This is a genomic window from Polynucleobacter sp. QLW-P1DATA-2 (genome assembly GCF_001870365.1).
Lineage (GTDB): Bacteria > Pseudomonadota > Gammaproteobacteria > Burkholderiales > Burkholderiaceae > Polynucleobacter.
The window spans coordinates 363,516-376,121 of record NZ_LZMQ01000003.1; the positions used below are offsets into that span (position 1 = coordinate 363,516).

The 12,606-nt window shown below is 46.6% G+C and carries 12 protein-coding genes and 2 tRNA genes; 11 read left to right on the forward strand and 3 right to left on the reverse strand.

The genetic code is table 11. The features are described from left to right. Positions 1-20 precede the first annotated feature (20 nt). The 11 genes from A9236_RS04395 (at position 21) to A9236_RS04445 (ending at position 9,855) form a co-directional block, all read left to right on the forward strand. Positions 21-2,057, forward strand: a complete 2,037-nt coding sequence (locus tag A9236_RS04395; protein WP_071465618.1) for a bifunctional (p)ppGpp synthetase/guanosine-3',5'-bis(diphosphate) 3'-pyrophosphohydrolase — start codon at positions 21-23, stop codon at positions 2,055-2,057. An 18-nt stretch (positions 2,058-2,075) separates the two neighbouring features. Further along, positions 2,076-2,152: transfer RNA gene (locus tag A9236_RS04400), tRNA-Val, on the forward strand. Between the two features lie 126 nt (positions 2,153-2,278). Further along, the gene (thrS, locus tag A9236_RS04405; protein WP_071465619.1) at positions 2,279-4,201 is read left to right on the forward strand and encodes a threonine--tRNA ligase; all 1,923 of its coding nucleotides are present in this window, start codon (positions 2,279-2,281) and stop codon (positions 4,199-4,201) included. A gap of 42 nt (positions 4,202-4,243) precedes the next feature. Next, the gene (gene infC / locus A9236_RS04410; RefSeq protein WP_215394367.1) at positions 4,244-4,768 is read left to right on the forward strand and encodes a translation initiation factor IF-3; all 525 of its coding nucleotides are present in this window, start codon (positions 4,244-4,246) and stop codon (positions 4,766-4,768) included. 140 nt (positions 4,769-4,908) lie between these two features. Continuing rightward, positions 4,909-5,106 (forward strand): 50S ribosomal protein L35, encoded by a 198-nt coding sequence (rpmI, locus tag A9236_RS04415; protein WP_011902674.1) that lies wholly within the window; start codon positions 4,909-4,911, stop codon positions 5,104-5,106. Positions 5,107-5,131: 25 nt separating this feature from the next. Further along, a complete protein-coding gene (gene rplT / locus A9236_RS04420) occupies positions 5,132-5,497 on the forward strand; it encodes a 50S ribosomal protein L20 (protein ID WP_011902675.1) in 366 nt (121 codons plus the stop codon). Between the two features lie 25 nt (positions 5,498-5,522). Then, positions 5,523-6,569, forward strand: coding sequence for a phenylalanine--tRNA ligase subunit alpha (gene pheS, locus A9236_RS04425; protein ID WP_071465620.1), 1,047 nt, complete (start codon positions 5,523-5,525; stop codon positions 6,567-6,569). 23 nt (positions 6,570-6,592) lie between these two features. Beyond that, complete coding sequence (gene pheT / locus A9236_RS04430; RefSeq protein ID WP_071465621.1) at positions 6,593-9,049, forward strand: phenylalanine--tRNA ligase subunit beta; 2,457 nt, start codon at positions 6,593-6,595, stop codon at positions 9,047-9,049. A 53-nt stretch (positions 9,050-9,102) separates the two neighbouring features. Further along, positions 9,103-9,426, forward strand: a complete 324-nt coding sequence (locus A9236_RS04435; protein WP_071465622.1) for an integration host factor subunit alpha — start codon at positions 9,103-9,105, stop codon at positions 9,424-9,426. Then, complete coding sequence (locus tag A9236_RS04440; RefSeq protein ID WP_071465623.1) at positions 9,404-9,754, forward strand: MerR family transcriptional regulator; 351 nt, start codon at positions 9,404-9,406, stop codon at positions 9,752-9,754. Before A9236_RS04435 ends, A9236_RS04440 begins: the two co-directional genes overlap by 23 nt. A gap of 24 nt (positions 9,755-9,778) precedes the next feature. After that, positions 9,779-9,855, forward strand: a tRNA-Pro gene (locus tag A9236_RS04445). Positions 9,856-9,866: 11 nt separating this feature from the next. Here the strand turns inward: A9236_RS04445 and A9236_RS04450 are convergent. The 3 genes from A9236_RS04450 to A9236_RS04460 form a co-directional block, all read right to left on the reverse strand. Further along, a complete protein-coding gene (locus A9236_RS04450) occupies positions 9,867-10,598 on the reverse strand; it encodes a GntR family transcriptional regulator (protein WP_071465624.1) in 732 nt (243 codons plus the stop codon). Between the two features lie 118 nt (positions 10,599-10,716). Next, complete coding sequence (locus A9236_RS04455; protein WP_083398917.1) at positions 10,717-11,592, reverse strand: tripartite tricarboxylate transporter substrate binding protein; 876 nt, start codon at positions 11,590-11,592, stop codon at positions 10,717-10,719. 1 nt (position 11,593) lies between these two features. Beyond that, positions 11,594-12,592 carry a tripartite tricarboxylate transporter substrate binding protein gene (locus A9236_RS04460; RefSeq protein ID WP_083393496.1) on the reverse strand — a complete coding sequence of 333 codons (999 nt, stop codon included), beginning with the start codon at positions 12,590-12,592 and terminating at the stop codon, positions 11,594-11,596. Positions 12,593-12,606: the final 14 nt, after the last annotated feature.

The following is a 12,606-nucleotide window of genomic DNA, read 5'->3' on the forward strand; positions in this document are numbered from 1 at the left end:
TTCATAAGTAAATTTTGCCAATGGCAAATACACCCAGTAAATCAGCAGCGTCAGAAAAACCCGCGATCTTTGCGGATGCTTGGTATGGCGAACCAGCCGAATCACATGCTGCCGGGGTTGCTCAGGTTCTGCAATCCCTTAATCTGGATGAAGCCACTTTAGTTGCAGCTAAAAATATTGCTCGAACACATGGCAAAGAAGCTCTGATTAAACTCATTGGTGAAGAGCCAGCCAAGCTTTTAATTGGTTATCGCGGCTTAAGACAGGCTCAAGCAAAGCTGGTGCGTGAGGATGGAGGTCTGAGCGTATCTGGTCAAGAAGAGATGCTGCGTAAGATGCTCTTAGCGTTTGGTGATGACCTGCGTGTTGTTCTGATTTATCTGGCATCACGTCTACAAACCTTGCGTTGGGTGACCCAAGAAAAAATGGAGATGCCCGCAGCATGGGCACAAGAGATTCTGGATATCGATGCCTCTTTGGCTAATCGCCTGGGCATCTGGCAGATGAAGTGGGAGATGGAGGATTTAGCTTTTCGAGTACTGTCACCAGTGCTTTATCGCGATATTGCGCAGATGCTCGATGCCAAGCGTATTGAGCGCCAAGCTTTTATTGAGCGCATCGTTCGAGAGCTCGAAGCAGAATTAAAGATGGCACATATTGGTGGTGATGTATTAGGACGACCAAAGCATATCTATAGCATCTGGAAAAAGATGCAGGGTAAGTCCCTCGACTTTGCTAACTTGTATGACGTAAGAGCATTTCGGGTTTTAGTGGAGGACGTTAAAACTTGTTATGCCGTGTTGGGAATCGTCCATAACGTGTGGCAGCCAGTTCCACGTGAGTTTGATGATTACATTGCAAGACCTAAACCCAACGGCTATCAATCGCTTCATACCGTTGTTATGAATGAAGACGGTACGGCATTTGAAATTCAAGTACGTACCCATGAAATGCATCAACAAGCTGAGTATGGTTTAGCTGCACACTGGCGCTATAAAGAGGGCGCTTATCTTGGCACGGCCACGCCACCCAATCCAGCTAAGTCCAATAAGCCAAGCGTTGGTCATCAGCAGGGTACTCATAGTGCTGAAGTAGCTTACGAGCGCCAGATAGCTTGGGCAAGGCAACTGATCTCCTGGAAAGAGGATGCCTGGGAACAACTCAAGCACCATGAGATTGATGATCACATCTATGTCCTTACCCCCTTGGGGAAAGTGATCTCTTTAGAGAAGGGATCGACACCCATTGATTTTGCTTATGCAGTGCATACCAACCTCGGTCATCGCTGTCGTGGTGCGCGTGTTGATGGCGCCATGGTTCCGCTTGAGACGGCTTTGCAAAATGGGCAAACCGTTGAAATTATCGCTGTCAAACATGGCGGGCCATCACGGGATTGGATTAGTCCCGATAAAAATTATTTGCGCTCACAACGAGCGCGTCAACGAGTGCGCGCTTGGTTTAATGCGCTTGATGATGAAGAGACGGGGCAAGTTGTAAAAACTCCAGAGGCTAAGCCAGAGATCAGTGCTGAGGCTAAACCAATAAACCCAGAGATCATATTGCGTGACAGTAGTCGCAAAACAGGTCAGGGTGGTGATGTCTTGGTTGTTGGAGTTGATTCTTTGTTAACTCAACTAGCGCGTTGTTGCAGACCTGTTCCACCAGATTCGATTGCGGGCTTTGTAACGCAAGGTAGGGGTGTATCGATTCATCGCCGATCCTGTAAAACATTTAGAGGTCTTCTCGATCGCGCGCCTGAGCGTGTGATTCAAACCGCATGGACTGCTTCTGCGGCAAATCCAATAGTCAGTTCTGAGCAAAAAAGGGTATTTCCAGCCGACTTGGTGGTAACCGGTCTTGATCGACCTGAACTCATGAGAGAGTTATTTGAGATTCTGACCCGCCAAGGGGTGCATGTGACTGATTTGCGCAAATCCGCCAAAAAAGGCCTGACTCAGATCCTTTTAACGGTTGAGGTTAAGGATTCTGAAGTGTTAAGAGTGGTTCAAAACAGCTTGGAAGAGGTCAAAGGGGTCACACAAGTGCGTCGCCGGTGATAAACTCTATGGCTGTATAGGCTCGTAGCTCAGCTGGTTAGAGCACCACCTTGACATGGTGGGGGTCGTTGGTTCGAGTCCAATCGAGCCTACCAACGAATAATGACCCAAAAAGGGAGGCCAAAAGCCTACCCAAGAGGCGCGGATGCCCTAAAGCTACCGCGCTTTCTTTTTAGGTCAATGAAGTGAAACTGAAGTTCAGTTAATAAGATGGAGTTGTTATGCCAGTAGTTACTCTGCCCGATGGATCAAAACGAGAGTTTGAAGCTCCCGTTCGTGTAGCGGATGTTGCCCAAAGCATCGGCAGTGGTCTCGCTAAAGCTGCCTTAGGTGGCATTGTTGATGGCAAGATGGTCGATACCAGTTTTGTGATTGATAAAGATAGTCAGCTCGCCATCATCACTGATAAAAGTCCTGAGGCCTTAGAGATTGTCCGTCACTCCACAGCGCACTTATTAGCCTACGCTGTGAAAGAATTATTTCCAGAAGCGCAGGTCACGATTGGCCCAGTAATTGATAACGGTTTCTACTACGACTTTTCTTATCATCGTCCATTTACGCCAGACGACTTAGTTGCTTTAGAAAAGAAAATGACTGAGCTCGCCAAGAAAGATGAGCCTGTTACTCGCACTGTAATGGCGCGCGATGATGCGGTTGAGTTTTTCAAGAAGCAGGGCGAAAACTACAAAGCAGAATTGATCGCCAGTATTCCGCAGGGCGAAGATGTTTCTTTGTATGCTGAAGGTAAGTTCACCGATTTATGCCGTGGACCCCATGTGCCATCCACCGGTAAATTAAAAGTGTTTAAGCTAATGAAGCTTGCTGGTGCTTATTGGCGTGGCGATAGTAAGAATGAGATGTTGCAGCGAATCTACGGTACCGCTTGGCTGCGCAAAGAAGATCAAGATGCGTATCTGCATATGCTTGAGGAGTCTGAGAAGCGCGATCATCGCCGCTTAGGCAAACAGCTCGATTTATTTCATTTTCAAGAAGAAGCCCCTGGCCTTATTTTCTGGCATCCAAAAGGCTGGTCAATTTGGCAGGAAGTTGAGCAGTACATGCGTCGCGTGTATCAGCAAGAAGGCTATCAAGAAGTCAAAGCCCCGCAGATATTGGATCGCGCCCTTTGGGAAAAATCGGGGCACTGGGAAAACTATAAAGAAAATATGTTCACAACCGAGTCAGAGAATCGCGCTTATGCATTAAAGCCGATGAACTGCCCTGGACACGTACAAATTTATAACTCCGGTTTACATAGCTATCGCGAATTGCCATTACGTTTTGGTGAGTTTGGTCAATGTCACCGTAATGAACCATCGGGAGCATTGCATGGTTTGATGCGTGTGCGTGGCTTTACGCAAGATGACGGTCATATTTTCTGCACTGAAGATCAGATTCAATCTGAAGTGGCCCAGTTCGATAAAGCAGTACGCGCTGTGTACCAAGATTTTGGCTTTACTGAGGTTGCGGTGAAGTTAGCTTTGCGTCCTGCTAAGCGTGTTGGTGATGATGCAATTTGGGATAAAGCGGAAGAGGCTCTCCGTTGCGCCCTCAAAGCCTCCGGCCAAGAGTGGGAAGAGTTACCGGGTGAGGGTGCTTTTTATGGCCCCAAGATTGAATATCACCTCAAAGACTCTATTGGGCGGACATGGCAGTGCGGCACGATTCAGGTCGATTTCTCTATGCCAGCCCGTCTCGGGGCGGAATATGTGGCCGAAGATAACAGCCGTAAGACTCCAGTCATGCTCCATAGGGCAATTGTGGGCTCTTTAGAGCGTTTTATTGGTATTTTGATCGAAAACCACGCTGGAAATATGCCTGTTTGGCTTGCTCCAACCCAGGCTGTAGTCCTCAATATTTCTGGAAATTCTGCTGCATATGCACAACAAGTGCAGCAATTGCTGAAAAAACAAGGGTTTAGAGTCGAGGCGGATTTGCGAAACGAGAAGATTACGTATAAAATACGCGAGCACGCATTACAGAAGATCCCATTTTTGCTAGTTGTTGGTGATAAAGAATCAGAAAGTAATACGGTGGCCGTTCGTGCCCGTGGCGGAGTGGATTTAGGTGTAATGCCTCTTGATGCCTTCGTTGCCCGACTCCAGCAGGATATATCCCAGAAAGTCGGACCCGAGCCTAGCTAGGGTTAGAACGGTTTTTATTGTTTTTTTAAAGGAATTAAGAAGATCGCTACTGAAAAATTGCAGCGCATTAACCGGGAAATTACTGCTCCTGAAGTGCGTTTGATTGGAATTGATGGAGAGCCCATCGGTGTAGTTAAGTTGAGTGAAGCCTTGGCTGCAGCAGAAGAGAAAGAGACCGATCTGGTTGAAATTGCTCCAACAGCTGTACCACCTGTAGTCCGCATCATGGACTTCGGCAAATTCAAGTACCAAGAAGCGAAGCGGATGCATGAAGCTAAGCTGAAGCAAAAAGTGATTCAGGTGAAGGAAGTAAAATTCCGCCCCGGCACTGATGATGGTGACTACGGTGTGAAGCTTCGCAATTTAATCCGCTTTTTGGAAGATGGCGATAAGACAAAGATTACGCTGCGGTTTCGGGGTCGTGAAATGGCCCACCAAGAAATCGGAGTCAGAATGTTGGAACGTTTGAAGTTGGACTTACAAGAGTTTGGCCAAGTTGAGCAGTTTCCAAAGATGGAAGGTCGCCAGATGGTGATGGTATTGGCCCCCATCCGTAAGGCTAAGTAACTAGGTTCTACCTGGTTCTTATGTAGGGAGGTATCTGCAGTGAATCACTGAGGATGCTGGTAGTTTGAAGTGCTTCTGGGTACAGGAAGAGTAACCGTCGGTTACCACCTATGTTGCACAAGTAATTGAAGGGGTGCTTTATGCCCAAGATGAAGAGCAAGAGTAGCGCCAAAAAGCGCTTCACGGTTCGCGCAGGCGGAACGATTAAACGAGGTCAGGCTTTCAAACGCCACATCCTCACCAAGAAGACCACAAAGAATAAGCGTCACTTACGTGGTTCCACAGAAGTTGCGAAAGCTGACGTTAAGTCAATTCGCTCCATGCTTCCATACGCTTAACCTCAGACTAGATTAGGAGAAATAAATGCCAAGAGTCAAACGTGGGGTTACAGCAAGAGCCCGTCATAAGAAAATTACCGATGCCGCAACAGGTTACCGCGGTCGTCGTAAGAACGTATTCCGTATTGCTAAGCAAGCGGTTATGCGTGCTGGTCAATATGCATATCGTGACCGTCGCAATAAGAAACGTGTATTCCGCGCTTTGTGGATTGCTCGTATCAACGCGGCAGTTCGTCAGCATGACATGACCTATAGCGTATTCATGAATGGTATGAAGAAGGCTGCGATCGAACTCGACCGCAAAGTACTTTCTGATATGGCCATTGCTGACAAAGCGGCTTTTGCTGCTTTGGTTACTCGGATCAAATCCGTAGTAAACGCTGCAGCTTAATCTTAGTTTTCTAAACTAAGCTGCAATGGTTTCTCTCGACCAAATTGTCGAGGATGCTAAACGTGATTTCTTGGGAGCTGCCGATTCGGCGGCTCTTGAGGACGCGAAAGCCAAGTATCTCGGTAAATCAGGTGTTCTCACTGAGCGTTTAAAAGCGCTTGGTGGAATGTCGCCTGAGGAGCGCAAGAGTGCTGGCGCCCAAATTAATCAAATCAAAACCCAAGTAGAAGCTGCCTTACAAGAGCGTCGCCAAGCATTGGCTGATGCCGTATTGCTGCAGCGTTTAGCTGCTGAGTCGATTGACGTGTCCTTGCCGGGTCGCGGTCAGGCGGTTGGTAGCTTGCATCCTGTGATGCGTACCTGGGAGCGTGTTGAAGAAATCTTTCGCTCCATTGGTTTTGATGTGGCTGATGGCCCTGAGATTGAAACCGATTGGTTTAATTTCACAGCCCTCAATAGCCCAGAAAATCATCCTGCACGCTCAATGCAGGACACCTTCTATATTGATGGCAAAGATGCTTATGAGAAGCCTTTGCTATTGCGTACCCATACTAGTCCGATTCAAGTCCGCTATGCGAGTGAGCATGTTAAGAAATATGCCAACGCAGATGTGATGCCTCCTATCAAAGTGATTGCACCAGGCAGAACATATCGCGTTGACAGTGATGCAACTCATTCACCGATGTTCCATCAAGTCGAGGGCTTATGGATTGCTGAAAGTGTTTCATTTGCAGATCTCAAAGGAGTCTATACAGATTTCTTGAGAACCTTCTTTGAAACTAATGAATTACAAGTACGTTTCCGCCCATCCTATTTCCCCTTCACAGAGCCTTCTGCTGAAATCGATATGGCTTTTGGTGGTGGCAAGCTTGCTGGCCGTTGGTTGGAGATTTCGGGAGCGGGGCAGGTGCATCCGAATGTATTGCGCAATATGGGTATTGATCCAGAGCGCTATACCGGTTTTGCCTTTGGATCTGGCTTAGAGCGCTTAACGATGTTGCGTTACGGCGTAGATGACTTGCGACTCTTCTTTGAGAATGACTTGCGTTTCTTAGCGCAATTCCCTGCATAACAAAATTATTACTAGAAACCGCTATGCAATTTTCTGAATCTTGGCTCCGTCAGTATGTAAACCCAGCTCTAGATAGTGATGCGCTTGGTCATGCCATGACAATGGCTGGCTTAGAGGTTGAAGAGCAGCACTCTGTGGCGCCAGCATTTACTAAGATTGTGATTGCTCAGATTCTCTCTGCAGAACAACATCCAGATGCAGACCGTTTACGCGTGTGCAAAGTCGATGCTGGAACTGGCCAAGAGTTGCAAATTGTTTGTGGTGCACCAAACGCACGAGCTGGCATTAAGATTCCTTGCGCCATGGTTGGTGCTGAATTACCTCCTGCAGAAGTAGGTGGCAAGCCTTTCATGATCAAAGTGGGTAAGCTGCGTGGCGTTGAGAGCCAAGGCATGTTGTGTTCTGGCCGCGAACTGGGTCTTGGCGATGATCACGAAGGCATTCTTGAGTTGCCAGCCGATGCCCCGATTGGTGAGGATATTCGCAAGTATCTTGATCTAGATGATCAAGTCTTTGTTATCAAATTAACTCCGAACAAAGCGGACTGCCTCTCCCTGGTTGGTATGGCAAGAGAAGTTTCAGCGATTACCGGCGCTGCTCTTTGTACGCCTAAGTGGAATGCACCTGCGGTATCGGTTGATGAAAAACGCAAGGTAACGGTAGAGAGCAAAGAGCTTTGTGGCCGTTTTGCTGGTCGAGTAATTCGTGGTGTAAATCCACAAGCCAAAACGCCTGATTGGATCGTAAAACGTTTATCGCGCGCTGGCCAAAGAAGTATTTCAGCTTTGGTAGACCTTTCTAACTATGTGATGTTGGAAATGGGGCAGCCAACCCACGTGTTTGATATTGATAAATTAAATGGTGACATCACAGTTCGGTGGGCTAAAGCCGGTGAAACTCTTGAGCTGTTAAATGGACAAACAGTCACTTTGCAAGGTCCTGACTCTGCTGGTAAGTTGCAAGACGCTGGCGTGGTTGCAGATCAATCTGGCCCAGTGGCGCTTGCCGGCATCATGGGCGGTAACCATTGCGCTGTGTGTGATGACACTAAAAATATCTATGTGGAGGCAGCTTATTGGTTGCCTTCAGCAATTCAAGGTCGTGCCCGTCGCTTTAACTTCAGTACTGATGCTGCGCATCGATTTGAGCGTGGTGTAGATCCTCAAAATACCGTCAATTGCCTTGATTACCTGTCTTCACTCATTCTTGAGGTTTGTGGCGGTCAAGCGGGTCCTATAGATGACCAGGTTCTGAATGTACCCGAGCGCAAGCCAGTCAAAATGCGTTTGGCTAGAGCGGAAAAAGTGATTGGTATCCCGCTGACTAATGAAGTGGTTACCGATGTCTTTAAGCGTCTGGGTTTTGAATTTAAGCAAGAAGGTGATGTGTTTGTTGTAACTCCTCCAAGCTATCGTTTCGATATTGAGATCGAAGAGGATTTGATTGAAGAAGTTGCCCGCATGTACGGCTTTGAAAATATTCCTGATCTGCCTCCAGTAGCCTCACTCAAGATGAGCGCCAAAGCAGAAGCAAAGCGTGGTATCCATTTACTTCGTCAGCGTTTAGCTTTGCAAGGCTATCAGGAAGCCGTTAATTTTGGTTTCACCGATTTTGAAAGCGAGCAACGCTTAACTGGTGCAACAGAAAAAGATGTCATTGCAGTTCTCAACCCAATTGCCAGTCAATATGGCGTCATGCGCAGCACTCTTTGGGGCGGCTTACTTTCCAATTTAAAGTCGAACCTGAATCGTGGAGCAGGGCGGGTCCGTCTGTTTGAGGCTGGTCGCGTCTTTAGCCGCAATCAGGAAATTCAAGAAGAGGCTGGCAAAGTAGCCGGTTTTCATCAGCCTCAAAAGATTGGTGGATTAGCCTATGGTTCTTTTGTTCCCGAGCAATGGGCAAATGCTACAAGAGCAGTTGATTTCTTTGATGTGAAGGGCGACCTAGAGCGTGTCTTGGATCCTTTGCATTTTGTAACTGAGGCAGCACAACATCCTGCTTTGCATCCCGGACGTAGCGCAAAGGTATTCTTGATTGCAGACAAGAATCGAATTGAAGTCGGCATGATAGGTGAGTTACATCCAGGATTGCAGCAAGCTTATGAGCTCCCGCAGGCACCGGTACTATTTGAATTAGATTTAGATTCGATTCGTAATATAGGCTTGCCTGTTCCAGAGGAACTGAGTAAGCTACCTGCTGTACAGCGCGATTTAGCGGTGGTTGTTAAGCAAAGCGTATCAGCGCAGGCCTTGCTAGATGCGATGGCAGCGTCAAAACAGAATTTTGTCCGCAATATTGAGTTGTTTGATGAATTTAAGCCAAAGGCTGGTTCAAGCAGTATGGCTGATGATGAAAAAAGTTTGGCTTTTAGAGTCACCCTTTTAAATCCTCAAGAAACATTGCAAGATCCCCAAATTGATGCAGTTATGGCAGCATTATTGGGCTCAGTTGAGAAAAAGTGCGCAGCGCGTTTGCGCTAGGTTTAGTATTAGATATAAATCAAATAATTAATTAGTTACCAAAGAGACAAGCAATGACTGAATTGATTTCTAATGACACTGTTACTAAGAACGAGCTATCCGAAGCTCTTTTTGATCAAGTTGGGCTAAATAAGCGTGAAGCGAAAGATATGATCGATGCATTCTTTGATCGTATTGGCCATTCTCTTGAAGCTGGTACTGAAGTAAAAATCTCCGGGTTTGGTAATTTTCAGTTGCGCAATAAATCGGCTCGTCCTGGCCGAAATCCAAAGACAGGTCAAATGATTCCTATAGCAGCTAGACGCGTAGTTACTTTTCATGCAAGTCAGAAGCTTAAAGATGTAGTGGAGTCACATGCTCGAGAAAACCGAGTTTGATGCTAGCTCGGCACTCCCGAGCTCTCAACTCCCGCCTATTCCTGCTAAACGTTACTTCACTATTGGTGAGGTAGCTGATCTTTGTGGCGTTCGCTCGCACGTCCTGCGTTATTGGGAGCAAGAATTCACCCAGCTCAGCCCTCAGAAACGTCGTGGTAACCGTCGTTATTACCAGCATCACGAAGTTGTGTTGATTCGAAAGATTCGGGCACTACTTTATGAGGAAGGTTTTACTATCAGCGGAGCCAGAAACCGCCTTGATGAAGCGCGCGGTGAACTCCGTTTGCGCGATGAATTGCAAGCAGTGCTGCAAATTCTCTCTAAATAGATACTGATACAATTTTATTTCCGTCGGGGCGTAGCGCAGCCTGGTAGCGTACATGCATGGGGTGCATGTGGTCGGAGGTTCAAATCCTCTCGCCCCGACCATATATCTGTAGTTATCGCGGTCTTAATTCGCGATGAAAGTTGAGTTCACAGTTGTAATCACCCTCTGGGTGATAGCTCACAGTTATCTCAAAAGCATTTTTTTGAGCATCAAAATATCGCCGAATGATTCTTAGGGCGGGTGAATTGTCTTCTACATCCAATGCATCAGCTACTTCCTTGCCAAGTCTGCACAAGGTAATTCCAACTGTAGCGCTATCAACCCGCTGACCATAACTTTTTTCAATTTGCTCATGAACTGGGGTTGAAAAATGCTCCTTCAGCTTTACGACTTCCGAGTAACGGGGTAGTAGATAGAAATCGGTCCAGCATAAGGGTTGAGCGTTTTCATTTAGCCTTCTGAGAGCGCCAATTCGAAACCATGGAGTGCCAACAGGACAGTCCAGCACATGGGAAAGAATGGCATCACAAGTGACATGCTCCTCAATTAAATTTTTTCTAATAGTATTTTGTGGATAGCTAAATAGATGACGTAGATCGCCTGCAACATTAGCAAATACGGTGGGCTCGGTAGCTGCTATGACTTTAGTGCCAGCGCCAGCGCGTCGAGTAATCAATCCTTTTCCGATTAATATTTTGAGCGCATCACGAACGGAATGGTGACTAGCATCAAATTCCTTGCAGAGAACTTCTTCTGTTGGTAAATAGCTTCCTAAGGGGTACTCACCGCTCAATATACGTTCGGCTAAAGTGCCGCTAATTTTCTGATAAAGCGTTTGCTTCAATGTGATTTATTCCAGTTGAATATTGCTGTCTTTAATTACTTTTGCCCACTTAGTAGATTCTATGTTTAAGAAGGCGCCAAACTGAGATGGAGAACTTGCCACAATCTCATTACCTTGCTCAGCCATTCTTGCCTGCACAGCCGGGATTCTTGAGGGCCTGAGTAAACGCGCTGTTGATTTTATCCACAATGATTAGGGGTGTGCCAGCTGGTACGAGAACGCCCACCCAAGAGCTAACATCAAAATTTATAAGGCCCTGTTCGCTGGCAGTAAGTGTTTGAGGTAGGGCAGGTGTACGCTTTTTACCTAATACTGCCAATGGTTTCAAATTTCCGCCTTTAATCTGGGGTACCGTAATAACGGCACCCAAAATTGTGATGTCAGTCTCCCCGCTAATCGTGGCGGTGAGTGCTGGCCCACCACCTTTATAGGGAATATGCGTCATTTCAATACCTAGGCTATTTTTCAGTAATTCTGCAGCTAGGTGCCCTGAACTTCCGGGCCCACCGCTGGAGAATGTAATGCCATTGGGTTTGGTCTTTGCTAATTCAATCAATTCTTTGAGATTGTTGGCGGGCAATTTGTTTCCCGCAACAACCACTAGAGGTATTTTTACTAACTCTGTAACTGGAGTGAGATCCTTAAAGGAGTCAAACGGGAGATTTTTATAGACATGGGGGTTAACAGCAAATGTATCGTAAACCATCAAAATGGTATATCCATCGGGAGGCGACTTAGCTACAAAATTACTTCCAATAGTGCCGCCTGCACCTGGTTTACTCTCAATAATGATTGGCTGTCCCAAAATTTCTTGCAGAGATGGCGCCAAAAGTCTTGCCATAGTATCAACGGCGCCACCTGTTGCTAGTGGGTTGATGATGCGAATAGGTTTATTCGGGTAAACGTTCAGATCTCTGCTTTGCGCAAAACCTGGGCTAATACTCATCACTAAAATAGAGATTGCTATAGATGCTTTAAGGAATTGCTTGTTCATATTAGTCGGCCTTAATGTTCCCGTCTTTCACAATCTTACTTAAGCGTTGCATTTCTTTTTGAAAATACGCCTGACTTTCTGCTGGTGTATTGATATTCATCACTTCTCCGCCATCACTTGCTACTTTCTCCTTGAAGGCGCTTGAGGCAGTCACTTGGTCGAGCGCTTTCGAAATTTTGTTCAGTATTGGTGTTGGAATCCCAGTTGGAGCCCACACCGCGTATACGATCGACATTTCATAACCTTTTAAATTGCCTGCTTCTTCAATGGTGGGGACGTCAGGCAATAACTTTGATCTAGTAGGGCCGGTTGTAGCGAGTGCATTGAGCTTACCTGAACGTACATGCGGCAAGGCGACACCAAATGCAGAAAAACTAAGTGGAGTTTGGCCGCTTAAGGTATCTGTGATAGCGGGGCCACCACCTTTGTAGGGAATGTGAATCATCTTGATGCCAGCCTGATTGGTAAATAGCGCTCCGGCAAGATGGCTTGCGCTTCCATTGCCAAAACTAGCGTATGCAATTGCATCTGGATCTTTTTTCGCTAAGGTAATTAACTCAGCAATATTTTTTGGTGGAAAGTTGGGGTTTTCTACCAACAATAAAGGCACAGATGCAATGACCGCCAATGGAACAATATCCTTCTCGGTTGAGTAAGGCGTCTTTCCGTACATCGTTGGATTAATGGCATGGGAGGTAATTGACTGAAACATGAGCGTATAGCCGTCTGGGGCTGCTTTAGCTACTGCATCAGCTCCAATCATCCCATTTGCGCCTCCGCGGTTTTCAACAACTACTTGTTGGCCGAGACTTGTGGTTAATTGGTTAGCAACAGTTCTTCCAAGAGTATCGGCAAATCCGCCTACTGGCCAAGTGATGATTAATCTAATGGGTCTACTAGGGTAGCTATCAGCTTGCGCCCAAAGGTCACCTTGGAAACAGCAAATCAAGTTAATTCCTAGGGCGATATTGATGATGACTCTGGAAATGGAATATTTCACTTTCTGTCTCCCAT

Bases quoted from the DNA above. Each gene is read 5' to 3' on its own strand.
- pheS (WP_071465620.1), top strand. From the start codon at position 5,523: ATGGTTTCTCTCGACCAAATTGTCGAGGATGCTAAACGTGATTTCTTG.
- pheT (WP_071465621.1), top strand. From the start codon at position 6,593: ATGCAATTTTCTGAATCTTGGCTCCGTCAGTATGTAAACCCAGCTCTA.
- rplT (WP_011902675.1), top strand. From the start codon at position 5,132: ATGCCAAGAGTCAAACGTGGGGTTACAGCAAGAGCCCGTCATAAGAAA.
- A9236_RS04395 (WP_071465618.1), top strand. From the start codon at position 21: ATGGCAAATACACCCAGTAAATCAGCAGCGTCAGAAAAACCCGCGATC.
- A9236_RS04440 (WP_071465623.1), top strand. From the start codon at position 9,404: ATGCTCGAGAAAACCGAGTTTGATGCTAGCTCGGCACTCCCGAGCTCT.
- rpmI (WP_011902674.1), top strand. From the start codon at position 4,909: ATGCCCAAGATGAAGAGCAAGAGTAGCGCCAAAAAGCGCTTCACGGTT.
- A9236_RS04435 (WP_071465622.1), top strand. From the start codon at position 9,103: ATGACTGAATTGATTTCTAATGACACTGTTACTAAGAACGAGCTATCC.
- thrS (WP_071465619.1), top strand. From the start codon at position 2,279: ATGCCAGTAGTTACTCTGCCCGATGGATCAAAACGAGAGTTTGAAGCT.
- A9236_RS04455 (WP_083398917.1), bottom strand. From the start codon at position 11,592: ATGAACAAGCAATTCCTTAAAGCATCTATAGCAATCTCTATTTTAGTG.